This is a genomic window from Streptomyces sp. NPDC002386 (assembly GCF_053593175.1).
In genome coordinates this window covers 323,351-345,410 of the sequence record NZ_JBSFBX010000007.1, presented here as the reverse complement: position 1 = coordinate 345,410, position 22,060 = coordinate 323,351, and the positions used below count along the sequence as shown (strand labels likewise).

Here is a 22,060-nt window from a genome sequence, read left to right as displayed (position 1 = left end):
CAGCCCAAGACAGCCCATGGACAGGTAGCGGCACGTGTCAATCATCACTTGATGAGCGGTACAACCTTTTATTTCCTGGACTCGCAGGAAGAAGTGGTGTATCAGCGGGCAGCACGGATCGCGGGCCAGGCCGGCCCGGGGTGGGACGGGTGCGGATCAGGCGTCCGGCAGGCGCTCCCAGTCGGACAGGGTGAGCCCCGGTTCCGGCCGCTGCCGGTTCACCAGGACACCGCCGTCCGGCGCGACCATCGCCATGACGACCCGGCCGAGACCGTCGAGGGCCAGGGCCGGAGCGCCGGCGCAGGGCATCCCCGTGTCGGTCCACCACAGTCCGCCGGACTCCCCGCCGGTGCCGCAGACGCCGAGCACGGCCGTTCCCGTACGCCCCTGATGGGCAAGGAGCGTGCAGTCGTAGCCGTCGACGCGGGCCCGGAGCGTGGCGTGGGCCCCTTCTCCCGGAGCCCCGCCCGCGGGCAGGGCCCACTCGCCGGGCCGCTGCGCGTAGACGCCCGTCCCGCTCTGCTCGGACCAGTACGCGGTGAACACCCCGGGAGCGGTCTCCAGGAGCGCGGCCGAGCCGGGCGCCGGAGCGGGCATGAGGTCCTGCGCCCGGCGCAGGACCGCTCCGGGCTCCGTCTGGACCCAGCGCATGACCGACCGGTTGCCCGGCGCGAGGACCTCCACCAGTCCGGCGGAGTTCGCCGCGGCGGCCGGCACGCCGGCGACCGCGCCGCCGCGCAGGTCCTGCCAGGCCTCCCACGCACCGCTCTTGGACTCGCGCCGGAGCATGACCCCACCGGGGCCGCCGGAGACGAAGACGTGGACGGTGCCCTGCCCGTCGACCGCGGCGGCCGGCACACCGAGGGACGCGGCGTCCTTCGGGTCGCGGTACGGGTTGCCGAGGGAACGCCAGTCCCCCAGGGTCCGGCCCGACTGGTACTGCACGGCGTAGAGCAGGTCGACCTTCGGTACGCCGCCACCCTGCCGGGTCTCCCTGCGTCCGAGGAAGTGCGCGTACCGATTGGCGCCTTGGGCGACGGCGAGGGCGGTCAGCCCCTCGGCGGGGAAGAAGTCGGGCCCGCTCCGGAACCCGCCGCCGACCGCGGTCTCCGTCCAGCGGTGCACACCGCCTTCGACGAGCGCGTACACGGCGAGGCGGTCGTCGTTCCCGCGCAGCAGCCACGACCCCGTGGCCACCGCCGCCGCGCTCGCCCGCCGGGGCCGCGCCTCGGTCCCGACACCGGCCCGGGACCGCCGGTCCACGGCCTGCGCACCTCTGCCGCGCATGTGCGCCGCCCCTTCCCGCCCCAGGCACGCTGCCCACGGATCACTCCGGAATCCGCCACATCATAAGCACGTCCGAACACACGTCCCGCTGCCGCGTCGGAGCCGCACGGGCCTCGGGGCACGGCCCGCGGACCGCTTCCGGGCGCGGACGGCACATCCCGGGACGGGCCGGCCCACCGCCTTCACCAGGGCGGACAACCGTTCACATCGCTCACACATGTGTGCGAGCGCGCGTCTATAGTTCAATGCCAACCAAGTGTCAGCCGAGCAGCACCGACCCGGCCCCTCACGGGAGCGGCCTGCTGCCCTTGCCCTTCAGGGCATGAGTTGCGAGGACCCGCCGTGAGCCACGACCTGAGCACCCCTGTGCCGCCTGACCGCCAGTCCCCGCCCGACAAGCGCGGCAACCGCAGAGCCCAGAAGAAGAAACGCCGAACCGGCCGGATCGTGCTCCTCTCCCTGCTCGTTCTCGTCCTCGCGCTCGGCGGCACGGCCTACTGGCTCTACAGCGACCTCGACGGCAACATCAAGGGCGTCGACATCGACAGGGCGATCGGCGACGACCGGCCCGAGAAGCTGCCCACCTCCGGCCAGAACATCCTGGTCCTGGGCTCCGACTCGCGGGCCGGCGCCAACGCCTCGCTGGGCACGGGCGACGTCTCGGGGGCCCGCTCCGACACCGCGCTGGTGATGCACATACCCGAGGGCCGCACCAAGGCCGTCGCCGTCAGCATCCCCCGCGACACCCTGGTGACCCGGCCCGAGTGCACCCGGTCGGACGGCTCCACGGTCTCGTCCGCGAAGCGCGTGATGTTCAACTCCATCTACTCCCAGGTCGGTCCCGCCTGCGTGGTCAAGACCGTCGAGCAGATCTCCGGGGTTCGCATGGACCACTACGTCGAGATCGACTTCGCGGGCTTCAAGGGGCTCGTGGACGCGATAGGCGGGGTCACCGTCACCGTCGACAAGGACATCCACGACAGCTCCAGCGGCCTCGACCTGACCGCCGGCACCCACAAGCTGGACGGCACCCAGTCCCTTCAGTTCGTGCGCACCCGGCACGGCATCGGCGACGGCAGCGACCTCGGACGCATCGGACTGCAGCAGAAGTTCATGCTGGCCCTGCTGAGCGAGATCAAGAAGCAGGACCTGCTGGGCAGCCCCACCAAGTCCTACAAGATCGCGGACAAGCTCACCGCCGCCCTCACCACCGACTCCGACCTCGCCTCGCTGACCAAGCTGGCGGAGTTCGGACGCAGCCTCAACGGTGTCGACCCCTCCACCATGGAGACGATCATGCTGCCGGTACAGTACGACAAGGCCGACCCCAACCGCGTGGTCGCCGCCGAGCCGCAGGCGTCGCAGCTGTGGAAGGCACTCCGCCGCGACACCACGATCCCGGAGTCCGCGAAGAAGTCCCCCGCCACGGGCGGCGGTTCGGCCTGACACTCGCCGTACCTCACGGTCCGGCGCCGACGTGGGACGCTTGGACCATGACGGACCCCCTCGGCTCCCCGGCCCCCGACGGCCCCCTGCTGCTGATCGTCGACGGCGCGAACGTCGTCGGCTCGCGGCCGGACGGCTGGTGGCGGGACCGCAGGGGCGCCGCCGGGCGGCTGCGGGACCGGCTGGCCGCCGAGGGGCTGCCGGGACACGACGGCGCTCTGGAGATCGTGCTCGTGGTCGAGGGCGCGGCCCGTGGGGTGGAGTCCGTGCCGGGGGTACGGGTGGAGTCGGCGCCCGGCAGCGGGGACGACCGGATCGTGGAGCTGGCCGCGGAGTCCGCGGGCCGGCGCCGGCTGGTGGTCACGGCCGACCGTGAACTGCGGCGCCGGGTGACCGAGCTGGGCGCGGAGGTGACGGGTCCGCGCACGGTGCTCGGCTGAGCGCCGAGCCGTCGACGCCGGGGCGAGGGACGACCCGGGGGCGGCCTCATGCGCGACCGCCAGGACACGCCCCCGGAGCCGGTTCCCCGTCCACGGCCGGCACGACCCGGAACCGATCCCCCGTCCACGGAAGGACACGACCCGGAGCCGGCCCCCCGTGCACGGCTTGGCCTGCGCGCGGGACGGGACCGGGGATCCCACGTCTCGGTCGGACCGGCCACTGGTGCTCGCCCCAGTCGCCCCGCCGGCCCGGCCCCGTCTGCCGCCACGGCACCGCGGCCCGTTCCTGAGGCGCCCCGGCCCGCTCGCGGTTCCGGGGGCGGGGGCGGGGCGGCGGGGCCTGCTCGTGAACGCCGTCAGGCCGAGAATGTCACCGCCAGGAGGAAGAAGCCGGCCAGGCCGACGAAGCCGAGGACCGTGCCGGTCACGGCGGGCCACATGCGGCCGGTGCCCTGGCGGGCGTAGTGGATGCCCGCCAGGCCGAAGGTGACGGCGAGGGCGCCGGCCAGCCACGACCACGGCATTAGGACGAACATGAGGCCGGGCCAGAAGCCGGGGGCGGCGACGATCCCGAGGAAGAGCGCGGTGGGGCCGAGGGCGACGGCGGGTGTGTCGCCGGGGTCCGAAGTGGTCGGCGCGGGCATGTGATCCCCCTGGTGCACGTAATTTGAACGTGTTCAAATGATCGTCCCGAGCATAGCAGGGGGCGGTCACACGGGCTCGGGTCAACTCCCTTTCAGCCGACCGGGATCCGGCGGTAGAACACCGCTCCGTCGACCCGGGCCACCTCCTCGTACCGCCCGGCCAGCAGCCGGCGCAGGCTGGGGAGACGGTCGGGGCGGTACGGCGCGCCCCGGGAGTCGTCGACCACCAGGGCCGGGGCCCGCGTGGTCATCTCCGCGCGGAAGACGGGCCAGGCGCCCGCGACCGCGTACTTCTCGCCGACGCGGGGACCGTCGCGGCCGCCGCTGTAGTTGGTGAGCAGGCCCGCGGTGAGATAGCGGCTGGCCGGGGTGCGGTCCGCCAGCCAGTACGTCTCGGGGTGCATGCCCCACACCAGGACCCGGTCCGCCGGTGCCGTGCGCTGGGCGAGCGCGGTGGCCAGGCGCTGGGCGTGGGCGAGTTCGGGACGCGGGGCGAGCAGGCCCCAGGTCAGGAACAGGGCGCAGCAGCAGCTTGAGGTGAGGACGGCGGACGTCAGGCGTGCGCGGGGCAGGAGTTGGAGGGCCGCCGTGGCCAGCAGGGCGACGGGCGGGAGGAGTTGCAGGTAGTAGTGCCCGAAGAAGTGGAAGCCGAGGACGACCGCGCCGGCCGAGGACGCCAGCCAGAGCCACAGGTCGGCCCCCATGGCTCCCCCGGCCCCCGGCGCACGGGCGGCGCCGGTGGTACGGGCCCGTAGCGCCCGTACCACCGGGGGGACCAGGCCCGCGCAGGCCACCGCCAGGATCGCGGTGTTGGCCAGCCCCCGGCCGAGGACGAGCAGTTCCGAGCCGGCGAAGGAGGCGTAGGCGGCGGATCCGGTGACCGTCCAGAACAGGAATCCGGCGGGGTCGGTGGCGAGGGCCGCGCACAGGACCGGCAGCGCGAAACCCGCCGCGAGCCGCACACCCCCCGCCCGCGGAGCCCGCACACCCCCCGCCCGCGGAGCCCGCACGCCCCCCGCCCGTCGGACACCCCGCGCCGGCGCCCCGCCCCGCCGGTACAGCAGCCAGAGCACCGGCAGCAGTACCGCGCCGCCCGTCTGCTTGGTGAGGAAGGCGCAGGCCACGGCGGTGCCGGCCGCGCCCCAGCGGCCGCGGTCCGCGCACCACAGGGCGGCCGCGGTGCCCGGCAGTATGAAGACCTCGAAGGTGGCGGCCTGCGCGTCCTCCGGGTTGAGTCCCACCGACACCAGCAGGTACAGCACCCCGGCGGTGCGCCCGGCGGTGTCGCCCCAGCGGCGCCGGGCCACGGAGGCGAGCAGGGCCGCGGTGAGCAGTTGCGCGGCCACGGCCAGCACCCGGAGCGGGGTGAGCGAGCCGGAGCCGCAGACCGCGAAGGCGGCCTCGTACAGCCACGGCAGCAGGGGCGGCTTGCGGTCCACGACCGTCTCGTACAGCCGGCCGCCGTGGGCGAGGAGGCCCGCCTGGACGGCCAGATAGCCCTCGTCGGGGTTCCACAGCGGGCGGACGAAGGACGGCACCCGGGTGACGCAGGCCAGCGCCGCCAGGGCGGGGAGCAGCCGTATCCAGTACGCCGTCCGGGTGACCGCGGGCCGTGCGGGGGTGAGCGGGGCGGCGAGCGTGGGCAGCACGGACAGCACGTTATCCGGCCCCGCAGTTCCGGCGAAGCGGAACATACGGGGCCGAAGTGAGCGGTCGGCCGGAGGGCGCGGTCGGCCGGCTACTGCTTCTTTCCGGGCGGCGCCCCGGGCACCTCGCCCGCCGGGGACTTCTCCCGCAGGGCGAGCATGCTGTGCTTGCGGCCGTAGAGGAGGTAGACCACGATGCCGATGACCATCCAGATGGCGAAGCGGAGCCAGGTCTCGGCCGGCAGGTTGAGCATCAGCCACAGCGTGGCGCACACGGACACGATCGGGACCACCGGGACCCAGGGGGTGCGGAACGCGCGGGGCAGGTCCGGGCGTGTCCTGCGCAGGATGATGACGCTGATCGCGACGACGACGAACGCGAACAGGGTGCCGATGTTCACCAGTTCGGCCAGCTCGCTCAGGCTCGTGAAGCCGGCCACGACGGCGATGATCACACCGAGCAGGATGGTCGGCCGGTGCGGGGTCTTGAAGCGCGGGTGGACGCGCGAGAAGAAGCGCGGCAGCAGGCCGTCGCGGCTCATCGCGAAGAACACCCGGGTCTGGCCGAGCAGCAGGATCATGCAGACGGTCGTCAGGCCGACGGCGGCGCCGAAGCTGATCACGCCCGCGTACCAGGGGTGCCCGACGGCCTTGAAGGCGTCGGCCAGCGGGGCCTCCACCGACAGGCGGGTGTACTTCTGCATGCCGGTGACGACGATGGAGACGGCGACGTAGAGCACGGTGCAGATGAGCAGCGAGCCGAGGATGCCGCGCGGCATGTCCCGCTGCGGGTTTCGGGTCTCCTCGGCGGCGGTGGCGACGATGTCGAAGCCGATGAACGCGAAGAACACCACCGAGGCGGCGGTGAAGATGCCCATCACACCGAAGTTGGCGGGCGCCCAGCCGAACATGAGCTGGATCAGCGGCGCCTTGAGACTGCCGCCCGCCGGCACCGGCTCGGGGTGCGGGACGAACGGCTTGTAGTTCTCGCCGTGGACGAAGAAGGCACCGGCGATGATCACGACGAGGACGACGGCCACCTTGATGGCGACCACGACCGAGGTGATCCGGGCGGACAGCTTCATGCCGAGCACGAGGACGGCGGTGAGCACCAGGACGAGCGCCGCGGCGAGGATGTCGAAGCCGAACCCGGAGGCCCCGTCCCGGCCGGCCAGGTAGTCCGGCAGGTGCCAGCCCGCGTTGTCGAGCAGCGAGCGGATGTAGCCCGACCAGCCGACGGCCACCACCGCCGTACCGAGGGCGAATTCCAGGACGAGGTCCCAGCCGATGATCCAGGCCGGCAGTTCGCCGAGGGAGGCGTACGAGAAGGTGTACGCGGAGCCCGCCACGGGGACCGTGGAGGCGAACTCGGCGTAGCAGAGCGCGGCGAGCGCGCAGACCACGCCGGCCACGACGAAGGCCAGGGACACCGCCGGACCGGCGTTGTTCTTGGCCACCTGTCCGGTGAGGACGAAGATGCCGGTGCCGATGATGACACCCACGCCGAAGACGGTCAGATCGAGGGCGGAGAGGGACTTCTTGAGAGAATGCTCGGGTTCCTCGGTGTCCCGGATGGACTGTTCGACGTTCTTCGTCCTGAAGAGCGCACTGCTCACGTGCCTACCTCCCACGCTTGTCGTCCTCGACATGATCGAGAGGGCCGGGTGTGCGTATGCCCCGGCACAGGCAGGTTCACGCAGAAGGGCCGGTTCCGCCACCGGGGAACGGGGCGGAACCGGCCCTGAAGCCGCTTTCTCCTAGTCGCGCGCGGGCTCGACGGAGTCGACCTCTGCCGCCGTACGGTCGAACCGGCCGTCCAGCTTGGAGACCAGACCGGTGACCTGGCGGGCGATGTCGGGCGCGGTCAGCCCGATCTCCGCCATGACCTCGGCGCGGGAGGCGTGGTCGAGGAAGCGCGGCGGGATGCCGAAGTCGCGCAGCGGCACGTCCACGCCGGCGTCGCGCAGGGCCTGGGCGATCGCGGAGCCCACACCGCCGACGCGGCTGTTGTCCTCGACGGTGACGACGACCCGGTGCCGCTCGGCGAGCGGGGCCATGGCCTCGTCCACCGGCTTGACCCAGCGCGGGTCGACCACGGTGGTGGAGATGCCCTGCCGCTCGAGCAGGCCGGCGATCTCCAGGCACATCGGCGCGAGGGCGCCCACGGAGACCAGCAGCACGTCCGGGCGGTCGGTGCCGGGCTCGCGCAGCACGTCCATGCCGCCGACCCGGCCCACGGCCGGTACGGCGGGGCCGACGGCGCCCTTGGAGAAGCGGACCACGGTCGGCGCGTCGTCGACGGCGACCGCCTCGCGGAGCTGGGCGCGTACCTGGTCGGCGTCGCGCGGGGCGGCGAGCCGCAGGCCGGGCACGACCTGCAGGATCGACATGTCCCACATGCCGTTGTGGGAGGCGCCGTCGGTGCCGGTGACACCGGCCCGGTCCAGGACGAAGGTCACCCCGCACCTGTGCAGGGCCACGTCCATCAGGACCTGGTCGAAGGCGCGGTTGAGGAAGGTGGCGTACACGGCGAAGACCGGGTGGACGCCGGCGTGGGCCAGACCCGCCGCCGACACGGCTCCGTGCTGCTCGGCGATGCCGACGTCGTAGACGCGGTCGGGGAAGCGCTTGGCGAACCTGTCCAGGCCGACCGGCTGGAGCATGGCCGCCGTGATGGCGACGACGTCCTCGCGCTCCTCGCCGAGCTTGACCATCTCGTCGCCGAAGACGGAGGTCCAGTCGGCGCCGGAGCTGGCGATCGGCAGCCCGGTGTCGGGGTGGATCTTGCCGACGGCGTGGAAGCGGTCGGCCTCGTCCTGCAGCGCGGGCTGGTAGCCGCGGCCCTTCTCGGTCAGGCAGTGCACGATGACGGGCCCGCCGAACCGCTTGGCCCGCGCCAGCGCCGACTCCAGGGCCTCGACGTCGTGGCCGTCGATCGGGCCGACGTACTTCAGGCCCAGGTCCTCGAACATGCCCTGCGGGGCGATGAAGTCCTTCAGCCCCTTCTTGGCCCCGTGCAGGGTCTCGTACAGCGGCTTGCCGACGACCGGGGTGCGGTCGAGGATGTCCTTCGTCCGGGCGAGGAAGCGCTCGTAGCCGTCGGTCGTGCGCAGGGTCGCCAGGTGGTTGGCGAGGCCGCCGATGGTCGGCGCGTAGGAGCGCTCGTTGTCGTTGACGACGATGACCAGCGGGCGGTCCTTGGCCTCGGCGATGTTGTTCAGCGCCTCCCAGGCCATGCCGCCGGTCAGCGCCCCGTCGCCGATGACGGCGACGACGTGGCTGTCCCGCTTCTTGAGCTGGTTGGCCTTGGCGATGCCGTCCGCCCAGCCGAGCACCGTGGAGGCGTGGCTGTTCTCGATGACGTCGTGCTCGGACTCGGCCTGCGAGGGGTAGCCGGACAGGCCGCCCTTCATCTTCAGCCGGGAGAAGTCCTGCCGGCCGGTGAGCAGCTTGTGGACGTAGGACTGGTGTCCGGTGTCCCAGAGGACCTTGTCCTTCGGGGAGTGGAAGACGCGGTGCAGGGCGATGGTGAGCTCGACCACGCCCAGGTTGGGGCCGAGGTGGCCACCGGTCTTGGAAACGGCGTCGACGAGGAAGGTCCGGATCTCCCCTGCCAGCTGGTCCAGCTCCTCCAGGCTGAGCCGGTCCAGATCGCGCGGTCCCCTGATGCGGGTCAGCAGCGGCACCCGTGCCTCCTTGCAGTAGAGCTGATCGAGCTGTTGCCGGGCTTGTCGAGTGTAATGTTCCGGGTTTGCGGGACACGACAGTGCCCGGCACCTTCCGGTGCCGGGCACTGTCTGGACCCGGGACGCTACGCGCGACCCGCGGTCTTCTGCGTCTTGCGCGTGACGGAGTCGATGACCACGGTGGTCAGCAGCACCGCGGCGGTGATCATGTACTTCACCGGCTCCGCGATGGACTCCAGCTGGAGACCGTACTGGATGGACACGATCACCAGCACACCCAGCAGGGCGTTCCAGGTGCGGCCACGGCCACCGAAGAGCGAGGTGCCGCCGATGACGGCCGCGGCGATCGCGTTCATCAGCAGGTCGCCGGTGCCGGCGCTCTGGTTGGCGGAGGCGATCTTGGAGGCCAGGAACAGACCGCCGATCGCGGCGAACCCGCCGGAGATGGCGAACACGGAGATCCGCACCGCGGTGACGTTGATGCCCGCACGCCGGGAGGCCTCGACGCTGCCGCCGAGCGCGAAGATCTTGCGGCCGTAGGAGGTGCGGCGCAGCAGGAAGTCCGTGCCGACCAGGAAGGCGAGGAAGATCACCGTGGCCAGCGGCAGGCCCTTGTACTGGTTGTACATGTACGCCGCGGCGAAGGAGACCACGGCCAGCAGGACGGTGCGCAGGACCGTGTCGCTGAGCGGCCGGGACGGGACGCCCGCGGCCTCGCGGCGCCGGTTGCCGAGGAAGGAGCTGACGAAGAACAGCACGACCACGACGGCGGCCAGACCGTAGGCGGCGGCCAGGTCGGTGAAGGTGTACGTGGTCAGCTTGCCGATCAGGCCGTCGCTGTCGAGGTTGATCGTGCCGTCCTCGCCCAGCACCTTCAGCATGAAGCCGAGCCAGAACAGCAGACCGGCCAGGGTGACGGCGAAGGCGGGGGCGCCGAGCACCGCGAAGAAGAAGCCGTGCAGCGAGCCGATGAGGGCACCGGCGGCGATGGCGACCAGGACGGCCACCCACTCGGGCCAGCCCTGGTTGACCGTGAGGACGGCCGCGAGGGCGCTGGCCGCGCCGCTGACCGAGCCGACCGACAGGTCGATCTCACCGAGCAGCAGCACGAAGACGATGCCGACGGAGATCATGCCCGTGCCGACCATCGTGACCGTGATGTTGCTGATGTTCTGCGCGGAGAGGAACTCGGAGTTCAGGACCTGGAAGATGATGCAGATGATCGCGAGGCCCAGGACCACCGGGAGGGAACCCAGCTCACCGGCCTTCATCTTCCGCTTGAACTCGGTCCAGTAGCCGAGCAGGCCCTGCTCGCGCACCAGCAGCCGGGGGTCGACCGCGGTGACCGCGGCGGCGGCGGCCTCGGGGTTCACGACGGGGGCGTCCCCGCCGGGCTGGGACGTCTTGTCGACGTTCGCGGAGGTCTTGTCGACGCTCACTTGGAAACCTCCCCGTTCGTGCGCGCCGCACGGCGGGTCACGGCGTTGTCGGTGGCGCCGGTGATGGCGGAGATGATCTCCTCCTGCGAGGTCGTCTTGACCTCGAAGACGCCGTTGTTGCGGCCGAGGCGCAGGACGGCGACCTTGTCCGCCACCGCCTTCACGTCCGCCATGTTGTGGCTGATGAGGATGACGGCGTGACCGCGCTCGCGCAGACGCTCCACGAGGTCGAGGACCTGGGCGGTCTGCTCGACGCCGAGGGCGGCGGTGGGCTCGTCGAGGATGACCAGCTTGGGGTCACCGAGCATCGAACGGGCGATGGCCACGGTCTGGCGCTGACCGCCGGAGAGCGAGGCGATCGGGATACGGACGCTGGGGATGCGGATCGACAGCGTGGTGAGCAGCTCGCGGGCGCGGCGCTCCATCTCGACCTCGTCCAGGACACCGAACTTCTTCAGCTCGCGGCCGAGGAAGAGGTTGCCGACGACGTCGATGTTGTCGCACAGCGCGAGGTCCTGGTAGACCGTCGCGATGCCCAGGGCCTGGGCGTCGTGCGGACGGCTGATCGACACGGGCTTGCCGGCCCACTCGATGGCGCCCTCATCGATGGGGTGCACGCCGGCGATCGTCTTGACCAGCGTGGACTTTCCGGCGCCGTTGTCGCCCACCAGGGCGACCACCTCACCGGCGTGGACCTCAAGCTCTACGTCGGTGAGCGCCTGAACGGCACCGAACCGCTTGGAGACCCCGCGCAACGCCAGCACGGGCGTAGCGGACACGTGAACCATCTCCTTCGCCGCCTGACCCGGCGGGAGGTTGTGCAGAAGAGTTTGGGGGGTAGTTCCGTCCGGCGCCCCGCGCCGAGCTTGCGGGGCTGCGTGAATGCGCGGGGCACCGGAGGAGCCTGGGAGCACCCGGTCCGGCCCGGTACCGGCGTTCTGGACCGAACGCCGGTACGGGGGACGGGAATTGGTGCTGCTTACTTCAGGCCGATCTTGTCGCAGGCGGACTTGTACTTGCCCGTGCAGATGTCGGCGACGGTGTAGACGCCGTCCTTGATGACGGTGTCGTTGATGTTGTCCTTGGTCAGCGCGGTGACCGGGACCAGCACCGAGGGGACGTCCTTGGCGGAGCCGGAGGAGACCTTGTCCTTGGCGACGGAGTCCAGGCTCTCGCCCTTGGCGAGGGCGACGGCCATCTCGGCGGCGGCCTCGGCCTCGGGGGCGTACGGCTTGTAGACGCTCATGTACTGCTCACCGGAGACGATGCGCTGCACACCGGCCAGCTCGGCGTCCTGGCCGGTGACCGGGACGGAGATGCCCGCGGCCTTCAGGGCGGTGATGATACCGCCGGCCATGCCGTCGTTGGCGGAGTAGACACCCGCGATCTTGCCCTTGCCGACCGCGGAGATCGCCGCCTCCATCTCGGAGTTGGCGTTGTCCGGCGACCACTCCTTGGTGTCGTACTCCTTGGCGACGGTGACCTTGCCGTCGAGGACGGAGTGCGCGCCCTTCTTGAACTGGGCGGCGTTCGGGTCGGTGACCGAGCCGTTGACCATGACGATCTTGGAGGACTTGGAGGCCTTGCCGCCCAGCGCCTTCAGCAGGGCCTCACCCTGGGTCTTGCCGACCTCTTCGTTGTCGAACGAGGTGTAGGCGCTGATCGGGCCCTCGGCGAGACGGTCGTACGCGACGACCTTGATGCCGGCGTCCTTGGCCTTCTGGACCGAGTTCTGGATCGCCTTGGCGTCCACCGCGTCCAGGATCAGCACGTCCACCTTATTGGTGATCATGGTGTCGACCTGCTGGGCCTGCAGGTTCGCGTCCTGGCGGGCGTTGTTGTACTGGATCTCCGCCTTGTTGTTCGTCAGCTCCTGGATCTTCTTCGTGATCAGGGGCTTGTCGAACTTCTCGTAGCGGGCGGTCTTGTTCTCCGGAAGCAGGAGACCGACCTTGATGTCGTCGCCCTTCTTGGCGGACGACGCCGAAGAGCTGTCGTCTCCCTTGGACTCCTTGGCACTGCCACAGGCGGCCAGCGAGACGGCCATCGCACCAGCGGCAACGGCAACGGCGGCACGACGCATACGCGTGTTCACTCTGTAAACCTCCCTGACGAGGCCGCGTCGTTGCGGCCGAGGTGGCTGGAAGTCAACTCGGCCACACGTGCGACGTCAAGAAGTAAATCCTTAACGAGATGGCAACGGTGCCATCCGTTCTCTAAGTGAAGGCAGGGGTGACGGCCGCGAGCGTGCCCGCGACAGATCCGTCCAGAAGGGTCGAATCGCCCATCTCGCTGAGTGCGAGAGCGAGCGCTCCGAGCACCTCCGCACGGCCCCCAAGTGCCCCGGGAAGAACGGACAGTTGACGCGCCGCGCTGGGGATCGCGTAGCGGCCGACGGACTCCCTGATGGGCCCGAGGACGAGCTCTCCGGCCTCGGCGAGATCACCACCGAGGACCACCCGGCTCGGGTTCAGCAGATTGCAGAGATTGGCCACTCCACTGCCGATGTGGCGGCCGACGTCGGCGATCACCCGACGACAGCCCGGGTCTCCGTCCCTGGCCAGCCGTACGACGCCCTCCATGGTCAGATCGGTGCCGTGGCTGGGCTGGAGCAGCGGAAGCACATAGCGCGCGGCCGTGAAAGTCTCCAGGCAGCCACGGTTTCCGCATCGGCAGACCGGGCCGGATTCGTCGAGTGTAATATGTCCGATTTCGCCAGCCGTGCCGCCCGGGCCGCGATAGATCTTCCCATTGATCACGAGACCGGCGCCGACACCGCTGGCGACCTTGATGTAGGCCAGGTCGCGGACGCCCTTGCCGCTGCCCCAGACCAGCTCGCCCAGCGCGCCGAGGTTGGCGTCGTTGTCCACGTGCACGGGCACGCCGAGCCGCTCGCGCAGCTCCTCGGCGGGCTTGGTGCCGCCCCAGCCCGGCAGGATCGCGGTGGACCCCAGGGTCCCCGACTCCACGTCGATCGGGCCGGGCACGCCGAGCCCCACGCCGGCCACCTTGGTCCGGTCCACGCCGGTGGCCGCGATCAGCCGGTTGACCAGCTCCTCGGCCCGGTCGAAGCCCTGGGTGGACGAGGCGTCCACGTCCAGCGGCTCGGACTCCTCGGCCAGCACCTGGTGCGCGAGGTTCCCGATCGCGACGCGCAGGTGGGTGTGCCCGAAGTCCACGCCGATCACGATGCCGGCGTCCCCGCTCAGCGAGACGCTGCGGGCCCGCCGCCCGCCCGCCGACGTGGGCGTGACCTCGACGGTTCCGCCGTCCTTGAGCTCCCGCACGATGTTGGACACCGTCGCGGCGGACAGGCCGGTCGTCCGTGCGATCTCCGCCTGCGTGAGCGACCCGGCAAGCCGCACGGCCCGCACGACTCGCTCCAGGTTGGCTCGGTGCAGCGACGACTGCGACCCCGGAGTCTCCATCGACCCATCCACTCCCGCCATCGGCCGGGCGGCCCCAGTGCCGCCCGTGGCCCAGGTCACATCCGCGGAACCGGGCCACTTACAAGTTGTGAACTCCAAGCTCGGCTGTACGGGTTACATCAGTCAAGTCCTTGACGGAAATCGCTCTCGCTTTCACTGTTGCGCCCAGGACACCCGGCGGACATGTACAGGCCACCCGCGAGCAGGGCGGAAGGGTGCCGGGGCGGGTGCTCCGGGAGGGGGCCTGAGAGGCCGGCGCGCGCCGGGGGCGGCTCCGCGCGGATCGTTCAGCCCCGGAATGCGGATTCCTCGCCGTGACCCGTCCGTGACCCGGGGTGACGTCGGTCCGTGGGGCCGGCGGAGCGAATCGCGAGTGCGAAGCGCGCGGCGGCGCGGGCGTGCGGGACGGCCGCGCCGCCGGGACCCCGCGGGCGGGGCCCGGGGGCCGTCGGGACGGCGGCGGAAAGGGGACGGGCCCGGGCGCCCCCGCGCGGGACGCCCGGGCCCGTCGGCGGGCCTGCCGCTACTTCAGGGCCCCCGCCGTCAGTCCGGCCACCACCTGGCGCTGGAAGACGATGTACGCCGCCAGGACCGGCAGCATCGCCATCACCAGGCCGGCGAACAACCCGGACCAGTCGCCCTTGTAGCCCTGGCTGACCGCGAGCTGGACCAGGCCCTGGGTGAGGACGCGCTTGTCGGGGTCGGTGTTGAGGACCGTGGGCAGCATGTACTGGTTCCACTGGCCCAAGAAGTTGAAGATGCCGACGCTGATCAGGCCCGGCTTGGCCATCGGCAGCATGATCTGGAAGAACGTACGCGTGTGCGAGGCGCCGTCGACGAAGGCCGCTTCCGCCACCGAGGTGGGCAGGGTGCGGAAGAAGGCGGTCAGGAAGAAGACCGTGAACGGCAGCGAGTACGCGATGTAGACCAGGATCAGGCCGTGGATGGTGTTCAGCAGGCCCATGTTGTTCACCACGTAGAACAGCGGGACCAGCGCCAGCATGATCGGGAAGCTCATGCCGCCGATGAACAGGAAGTAGATGAAGCGGTTGCCGGGGAAGTCGAAGCGGGCCAGGACGTAGGCCGCCATGGAGCCGAGCACCAGGGTGCCGATGAGCGAACCGCCGACCACCAGGATCGTGTTCAGGAAGTAGTCGCTCATGTTGGCCTGGGTCCAGGCCCTCGACCAGTTGTCGAAGTGCAGGCGGTCCGGCAGCGACCAGGGCGAGCCGAAGATGGAGGCGTCGTCCTTGAAGGACGTCATCACCGCCCACAGCAGCGGCAGGACCACCATGATCGCCCACAGGACCAGCATGCCGTGCGAGAAGACGTTGAGGACGGAGCCCTCCTTCTTCTCCACGGCCGGCCGCGCCGGCGCCACGTCGACCTTCGATACGGTCGCGCCGGACTCGGCCGGCAGCGGGGCGGGGGTCTCGGTCGTCTTCATCGCTTCAGTACTCCAGCCGCTCGCGACGGCCCAGCCGCATCACGACCGCCGCGAAGGCGAGCGTGACCACGAGGAGGGCGACGCCGATGGTGGTGGCGTAGGCGGCCTGACCGTCCCGGAACGCCTTCTGGTACACGTACAGGACCATCACGGTGGTCGAGTAGTCGGGGCCGCCCGGCCCGGTCGTCATGATCTGGACGACCGCGAAGGACTCGGCGCCGAGCGCGAGGATGCCCATGTAGACCCAGCCGGACTGCACGGTGTCCCACAGCAGCGGCAGGGTGATGCGGAAGAACGTGGTGACGCGGCTCGCCCCGTCGAGCAGGGCCGCCTCGTACATCTCGGCCGGGATCGACGCCATGCCCGCCGAGAACAGCACCACGAAGAAGCCGACCGTGGACCAGACGAGCACGGCCATCACGCACCACAGGGCGAGGCCCGGATCGCCCAGCCACAGGGGCTGGACGCCGTCCAGACCGATTCCGCGCAGGAACGAGTTGATGGCGCCGCTGTCCGGGTTGTAGGCGAAGGCGAACAGCAGCGCGACGATCGCGATCGACAGCACCTGCGGGAAGAAGTAGACGATTTTGTAGAAGCCGGAACCGCGGACGCCGGAAATCACCGGGCCGCCCCTCCGGCGCCGTCCGCCCACATTGATCATGAAGGCGAAGAACAGCGCCAGACCGATCGTCACCAGCGGCAGGACCAGCGCGAACAGCAGACTGTGCTGCAACGACTTCCAGAAGATGTCGTCGTCGAACATCCTCCGGTAGTTGTCGAAGCCGACCATCTTGAATTCGGGACTCAGTCCGGTCCAGTCCGTGAACGAGTAGTAGATGGACTGGATGAAGGGCCATACGACGAAAAGCGCGTAGAGCCCGAGGGGTGCCGCGAGGAACCCCACGATGAACCGGTACTTGCCGTGCTGCATTACTGCCGACCCCGATCTCCGGTCAGGTGCTGCCGCTGGTGACGAGCCCTCACTTCGGGCTACTGGTGCTTGTAGTGCTTGATCGACGTGTCCTTCGCGGCCTCGTCGGCGAAGCCCTGGATCTTCTTGATGGCCTCCGCCGGGGTGAGGCGGCCGGCCATCATCTCGCCGAGCCCGGCCACACCGATCTTCTCCTTCTGGAGCTGCACGTACCAGTCCTGCAGCCGGGGATTCACCACGTTGGCTCCGGCCTTGTCCAGCGCCGCCACGCCCGACTTCAGGCCGGGGGTGAGGGTGATGCCGTCGGTGCCGCCGTTGAAGGCGGTCAGCGACTTCACCTTGGCGGTGAAGTTCTTCGAGGAGGCCTCGGAGAGCATGATGCGCAGCTGCTCCATGCCGCCCTCGGAGTTCGCCGCCTTGGCCGGCACGACGAAGGGCTCGCCGCCGGACGCCCAGATGGTGCCGAACGGCATCTTGTCGGAGCCGTCGAGGCCGGTGGGCGCGGAGACCGCGAGGTTGAAGTCGGCCGGCATGACGTTGGCCGACTCGTTCTCCACCCAGGAGCCGTTCGGGATGAACAGCGCCTTGCCCTTGGCCCACGCCGTCTGCGACTGGATGTGGTCCAGGCCCGGGGTGCCCCTGAGGACGTAGCCCTTCTTGTAGAGCTCGTAGTAGGCCTCGAAGCAGGCCTTGACGGCCGGGTGCTTCCAGGCGTTCGGCTCCAGGTTGTCGATGGCGTCCAGCACCTCGCGGCCGCCGACCTTGCCGATCATCGGGTACAGCGAGAACGGGAGGTAGTACGGGTACTTGCCCGCGTACGTCCAGCCCGCCATGCCCTTCTTCTTGGCCTTCTCGCAGACCTTGAGCATCTCGTCCCAGGTCTCCGGGTACTTCTCGTCGAGCGAGTCCAGGGCCTTCTGCGAGTACCAGACGCCGTACACCGTGTAGGCGTAGTACAGGATCCAGACCTTGTCGCCGTCGAACTGGCCCATCTCCACGATGCCCGGGCGCAGCGTGTCGCGGACCTTCTTGCCCGGGTCGTCGAACGAGGGCGCGTCCAGCAGCGGGGTGAGGTCCGCGAGCTGGTTCTTGCCGACGAGCACGCCCATGTCCATCTGCTCGGCGCCGGAGTTGTCGATGAGGTCCGGCGGGTTGCCCTGGTTGAAGCGGGGCTGCAGGGTGGACTGGATCTTCTGGGTGGCGGAGAACTTCACCGTGGCCTTGGGGAAGTCCTTCTGGTAGATCTTCACCGCGTCCTGGGCGTACTCCTTGCCGAAGCCGCCGTCGAAGAGGACGAACTCCATCTTCGCGCCGTCGTTGACGCCCAGCGGGTTCTTCGCGGTCTTCTTGCCGGCCTTCGCCTTGTCCTGTCCGTCGCCGCCGCTGCTCGCGCAGGCGGAGAGCAGGCCCATTCCAGGGGCGGCCACCAGGCCGAGCGCAGCCGACCGCTTGATCAGATCGCGGCGGCCGACGCCCTCGCCACCGTGGTGCGCAGTGGATCCCATGCTCAAGTCCTCGCCTTCTCCAGGACTCAGGCGGTGAACCGGATCCTCCCCGGCACCGCTGTCGGGTAGTGCAGGGTCATGCGGGAAACGCCGACAGGTATAGTCCACTTCCCGCCAGCGGAGCAAGATCGAATGCAAGGTTCGCGTTGGGTCTTTTCCGAGTTGAGACCTCGCGGAAATATGAAGCGCCTGTGGGCGCCCTGCCGGAAAAATTCGCGACATAAGACCCTGAATGCCACGCTCAACACCCTTGACATCATGGGCCACTTGACCACCTACTGGTTCCTGCGCATCGAGCTGACAACGTTGTCCGACGTGACGCAGGAGGGGAAGCTGTAGATGCAGCGCAGAAGTCGACTCAGAAACGGTCCGGCGGTCGTCCTCACGGCCGCCTTCGTCATGGCCGCCGGCACCCAGGGCGCGGCGGTCGCCCTGCCGGCGAAGGCACCGGCCGCCGACCGGGAGTTCGCATCCTCGTTCGAAGCGGGCGATCCGGCGCCGGACTGGCTGAACACCGTGGACACCGCGGCGGACGGGGGCAAGCGCGCCTCGGGCGTGGACGGCGGCTACAGCACCGGTATCCCGGGCAACGTCGACGACCATGTGACCGAGGTCCGGGCCAGCGACGAGAACGCGGGCGCCGGCGAGGTGAAGGAGAACCTCGTCGACGGCGAGCCCGGCACCAAGTGGCTGGCCTTCAAGCCCACCGGCTGGGTGGAGTTCGACCTGGACAAGCCGGTCAAGCTGGTCACGTACGCGCTCACTTCGGCCAACGACTACGCCGAGCGCGACCCGAAGGACTGGACGCTCCAGGGCTCGGCGGACGGCAAGGACTGGAAGGCGCTCGACACCCGCTCGGGTGAGAGCTTCAAGGAGCGGTTCCAGACGAAATCGTACGATCTGGCCGAGCCCGCCGAGTACCAGCACTTCCGGCTCGACGTGACCGCGAACAACGGCGCCTCGGGCCTCCTGCAACTCGCCGACGTGCAGTTCTCCACCGGCGGCGGGGACACCACGGTGCCCCAGGACATGCTGTCCCTGGTCGACAAGGGGCCGATCGGCTCGCCCACGGCCAAGGCGGGCGCCGGATTCACCGGAAAGCGTGCCCTGCGCTACGCCGGACGGCACACGGCGGACGGGCGGGCGTACTCGTACAACAAGGTCTTCGACGTGAACGTGCGGGTCGGCGGCGACACCCGGCTGTCCTACCGCGTCTTCCCCTCGATGGCCGACGGCGACCGCGACTACGACGCCACCAACGTCTCGGTCGACCTCGCCTTCACGGACGGCACCTACCTCAGCGGCCTCGGTGCCACCGACCAGCACGGCTTCGCGCTGACACCGCGCGGCCAGGGCGCGTCGAAGGCGCTCTACGTCAACCAGTGGAACAACGTGGCCTCCCGGATCGGCTCGGTGGCGGCCGGCAAGACGGTGGACCGGATACTGGTCGCGTACGACTCGCCGGACGGCCCCGCGAAGTTCCGCGGCTGGATAGACGACGTCGCCCTGAAGCCGGTGGCGCCCGAGAAGCCGAAGGCGCACCTGTCGGACTACGCGCTGACCACCCGCGGCACCAACTCCAGCGGCAGCTTCTCGCGCGGCAACAACTTCCCGGCGACGGCCGTCCCGCACGGCTTCAACTTCTGGACGCCGGTCACCAACGCCTCTTCGCTGAGCTGGCTCTACGAGTACGCACATGCGAACAACGGCGACAACCTGCCGACGATCCAGGCGTTCAGCGCCAGTCATGAGCCGAGCCCCTGGATGGGTGACCGGCAGACCTTCCAGCTCATGCCGTCGGCCGCGTCCGGCACCCCGGACACCGGCCGTGAGGCGCGCGAGCTGGCCTTCCGGCACGAGAACGAGACCGCGCGGCCGTACTACTACGGCGTCCGGTTCGAGAACGGGCTCAAGGCGGAGATAGCCCCGACCGACCACGCCGCCGCGCTGCGCTTCACCTACCCGGGTGACGACGCGAGCGTGGTGTTCGACAACGTGACCGAGCAGGCGGGGCTGACCCTGGACAAGGAGCACGGTGTCGTCACCGGCTACTCGGACGTGAAGTCGGGCCTGTCCACGGGCGCGACCCGGCTGTTCGTGTACGGCCGGTTCGACAAGCCGGTGACCGGCGGCGACTCCGCCGGGGTGAAGGGCTTCCTGCGCTTCGACGCGGGTTCGGACCACACGGTCACCCTGCGGCTCGCGACCTCGCTGATCAGCGTGGACCAGGCGAAGGACAACCTGGCGCAGGAGATCCCGGACGGCACCTCCTTCGGCACGGTGAAGGACCGGGCCCAGCGCGCCTGGGACGACCTGCTCGGCAAGGTCGAGGTGGAGGGCGCTGCCCCGGACCAGCTGACCACGCTCTACTCCAGCATGTACCGGCTGTACCTGTACCCGAACTCGGGCTTCGAGAAGGTCGGCGGCAAGGACCGGTACGCCTCTCCCTTCTCCCCCATGCCGGGCCCGGACTCCCCGACGCACACCGGCGCGAAGATCGTGGACGGCAAGGTGTACGTCAACAACGGTTTCTGGGACACGTACCGGACCACGTGGCCCGCCTACTCGTTCCTGACCCCGTCGCAGGCGGGTGAGATGGTCGACGGGTTCGTGCAGCAGTACAAGGACGGCGGCTGGACCTCCCGCTGGTCCTCCCCCGGCTACGCCGACCTGATGACCGGCACCTCCTCGGACGTCGCGTTCGCCGACGCGTACGTCAAGGGCGTGAAGTTCGACGCGAAGGCGGCGTACGACGCGGCGGTCAAGAACGCCACGGTCGTGCCCCCGGCCTCGGGCGTGGGCCGCAAGGGAATGAGCACCTCGCCGTTCCTCGGCTACACCAGCACCGACACGCACGAGGGCCTGTCGTGGGCGATGGAGGGCTACGTCAACGACTACGGCATCGCCAGGATGGGCGAGGCCCTGTACAGGAAGACGGGCGAGAAGCGCTACAAGGAGGAGTCGCGGTACTTCCTCAACCGCGCCCGGGACTACGTGAACCTCTTCGACTCCAAGGCGGGCTTCTTCCAGGGCCGTGACGCCAAGGGCGGCTGGCGCCTGGACTCCTCGAAGTACGACCCGCGCGTGTGGGGCTACGACTACACGGAGACCAACGGCTGGGGCTACGCCTTCACCGCCCCGCAGGACAGCCGGGGCCTGGCCAACCTGTACGGCGGCCGGCAGGGCCTCGCGGACAAGCTCGACGAGTACTTCGCCACGCCCGAGACGGCCTCCCCGGACTACGTCGGCTCCTACGGCGGTGTCATCCACGAGATGACCGAGGCGCGGGACGTCCGGATGGGCATGTACGGCCACTCCAACCAGGTCGCGCACCACGTCATCTACATGTACGACGCGGCCGGTGAGCCCTGGAAGGCGCAGGCCCACGTGCGCGAGGCGCTGTCCCGGCTCTACACGGGCAGCGAGATCGGCCAGGGCTACCACGGCGACGAGGACAACGGCGAGCAGTCGGCCTGGTACCTCTTCTCCTCGCTGGGCTTCTACCCCCTGGTCATGGGCGGCGGTGAGTACGCCATCGGCTCCCCGCTGTTCAAGAAGGCGACCGTGCACCTGGAGAACGGCCGCGACCTGGTGATCAAGGCGCCCCGCAACAGCGCGAAGAACGTGTACGTGCAGGGCGTGAAGGTGAACGGCAGCCCCTGGACCTCCACCTCGCTCCCCCACTCGCTGCTCTCCAAGGGCGGGGAGCTGGAGTTCTTCATGGGGTCCAAGCCCTCGACGTGGGGCACGGGCGCGAAGGCGGCGCCGGTCTCCGTCACCCAGGACGACAAGGTGCCGGCGCCCCGCGCGGACGTGCTGAAGGGCGACGGCGCGCTGTTCGACGACACGTCGGCCACGAGCGCGGCGGTCACCACGGTGGACCTGCCGGCCGCGGACGGTGCCAGGCCGGCGCAGTACACGCTGACCTCGGCGGCGGACCACACCAGGGCACCGTCCGGCTGGACCCTGCAGGGGTCCGCGGACGGCACGACCTGGAAGACCCTGGACCACCGCTCCGGCGAATCGTTCCGTTGGGACCGGCAGACCAGGGCGTTCGACATCGCCGCCCCGGGCACCTACGCGAAGTACCGCCTGGTCCTCGACGGCGAGGCGACGCTGTCGGAGGTGGAGCTGCTGGGCTGACCGGCGCATGACTCAGGG

General features: G+C 70.0%; 15 protein-coding genes. 3 read left to right on the top strand and 12 right to left on the bottom strand.

Annotated elements, in window-relative coordinates; all coding sequences use genetic code 11:
- Positions 1-156: 156 nt before the first annotated feature.
- Entirely contained in the window at positions 157-1,287 is a 1,131-nt protein-coding gene (locus ACWCPN_RS17065; protein WP_451206558.1) for a hypothetical protein, read from the bottom strand.
- Positions 1,288-1,629: 342 nt separating this feature from the next.
- Here ACWCPN_RS17065 and ACWCPN_RS17060 point away from each other — a divergent pair, with 342 nt between their 5' ends.
- Together ACWCPN_RS17060 and ACWCPN_RS17055 are read left to right on the top strand one after the other, a co-directional pair.
- A complete protein-coding gene (locus ACWCPN_RS17060; RefSeq protein WP_451206555.1) occupies positions 1,630-2,733 on the top strand; it encodes an LCP family protein in 1,104 nt (367 codons plus the stop codon).
- Between the two features lie 47 nt (positions 2,734-2,780).
- On the top strand, positions 2,781-3,173 hold the full coding sequence (locus ACWCPN_RS17055; protein WP_451206552.1) for an NTP pyrophosphohydrolase: 393 nt from the start codon (positions 2,781-2,783) through the stop codon (positions 3,171-3,173).
- A gap of 356 nt (positions 3,174-3,529) precedes the next feature.
- On the opposite strand, the gene ACWCPN_RS17050 is transcribed toward ACWCPN_RS17055, so the two are convergent.
- The 11 genes from ACWCPN_RS17050 to ngcE form a co-directional block, all read right to left on the bottom strand.
- Entirely contained in the window at positions 3,530-3,817 is a 288-nt protein-coding gene (locus ACWCPN_RS17050; RefSeq protein ID WP_365127704.1) for a hypothetical protein, read from the bottom strand.
- Between the two features lie 92 nt (positions 3,818-3,909).
- A complete protein-coding gene (locus tag ACWCPN_RS17045) occupies positions 3,910-5,511 on the bottom strand; it encodes a glycosyltransferase family 39 protein (protein ID WP_451206549.1) in 1,602 nt (533 codons plus the stop codon).
- A 44-nt stretch (positions 5,512-5,555) separates the two neighbouring features.
- Complete coding sequence (locus ACWCPN_RS17040; protein WP_199212469.1) at positions 5,556-7,079, bottom strand: amino acid permease; 1,524 nt, start codon at positions 7,077-7,079, stop codon at positions 5,556-5,558.
- A 141-nt stretch (positions 7,080-7,220) separates the two neighbouring features.
- Positions 7,221-9,149, bottom strand: a complete 1,929-nt coding sequence (dxs, locus tag ACWCPN_RS17035; RefSeq protein WP_392293370.1) for a 1-deoxy-D-xylulose-5-phosphate synthase — start codon at positions 9,147-9,149, stop codon at positions 7,221-7,223.
- A gap of 125 nt (positions 9,150-9,274) precedes the next feature.
- On the bottom strand, positions 9,275-10,588 hold the full coding sequence (locus ACWCPN_RS17030) for a sugar ABC transporter permease (protein ID WP_451206545.1): 1,314 nt from the start codon (positions 10,586-10,588) through the stop codon (positions 9,275-9,277).
- Positions 10,585-11,376, bottom strand: a complete 792-nt coding sequence (locus ACWCPN_RS17025) for an ATP-binding cassette domain-containing protein (RefSeq protein WP_199212467.1) — start codon at positions 11,374-11,376, stop codon at positions 10,585-10,587. Before ACWCPN_RS17025 ends, ACWCPN_RS17030 begins: the two co-directional genes overlap by 4 nt.
- 191 nt (positions 11,377-11,567) lie before the next feature.
- Positions 11,568-12,671 carry a sugar ABC transporter substrate-binding protein gene (locus ACWCPN_RS17020; protein WP_451206667.1) on the bottom strand — a complete coding sequence of 368 codons (1,104 nt, stop codon included), beginning with the start codon at positions 12,669-12,671 and terminating at the stop codon, positions 11,568-11,570.
- Between the two features lie 133 nt (positions 12,672-12,804).
- On the bottom strand, positions 12,805-14,016 hold the full coding sequence (locus tag ACWCPN_RS17015) for an ROK family transcriptional regulator (protein WP_199212465.1): 1,212 nt from the start codon (positions 14,014-14,016) through the stop codon (positions 12,805-12,807).
- Between the two features lie 523 nt (positions 14,017-14,539).
- Complete coding sequence (locus ACWCPN_RS17010; protein WP_392293369.1) at positions 14,540-15,463, bottom strand: carbohydrate ABC transporter permease; 924 nt, start codon at positions 15,461-15,463, stop codon at positions 14,540-14,542.
- A gap of 4 nt (positions 15,464-15,467) precedes the next feature.
- On the bottom strand, positions 15,468-16,394 hold the full coding sequence (locus ACWCPN_RS17005; protein WP_451206540.1) for a carbohydrate ABC transporter permease: 927 nt from the start codon (positions 16,392-16,394) through the stop codon (positions 15,468-15,470).
- 59 nt (positions 16,395-16,453) lie between these two features.
- Positions 16,454-17,899, bottom strand: a complete 1,446-nt coding sequence (ngcE, locus tag ACWCPN_RS17000; RefSeq protein ID WP_199212460.1) for an N-acetylglucosamine/diacetylchitobiose ABC transporter substrate-binding protein — start codon at positions 17,897-17,899, stop codon at positions 16,454-16,456.
- Positions 17,900-18,238: 339 nt separating this feature from the next.
- Between ngcE and ACWCPN_RS16995 the strand changes: the two genes are divergently transcribed.
- Positions 18,239-22,042 carry a GH92 family glycosyl hydrolase gene (locus tag ACWCPN_RS16995; RefSeq protein WP_451206538.1) on the top strand — a complete coding sequence of 1,268 codons (3,804 nt, stop codon included), beginning with the start codon at positions 18,239-18,241 and terminating at the stop codon, positions 22,040-22,042.
- Positions 22,043-22,060: the final 18 nt, after the last annotated feature.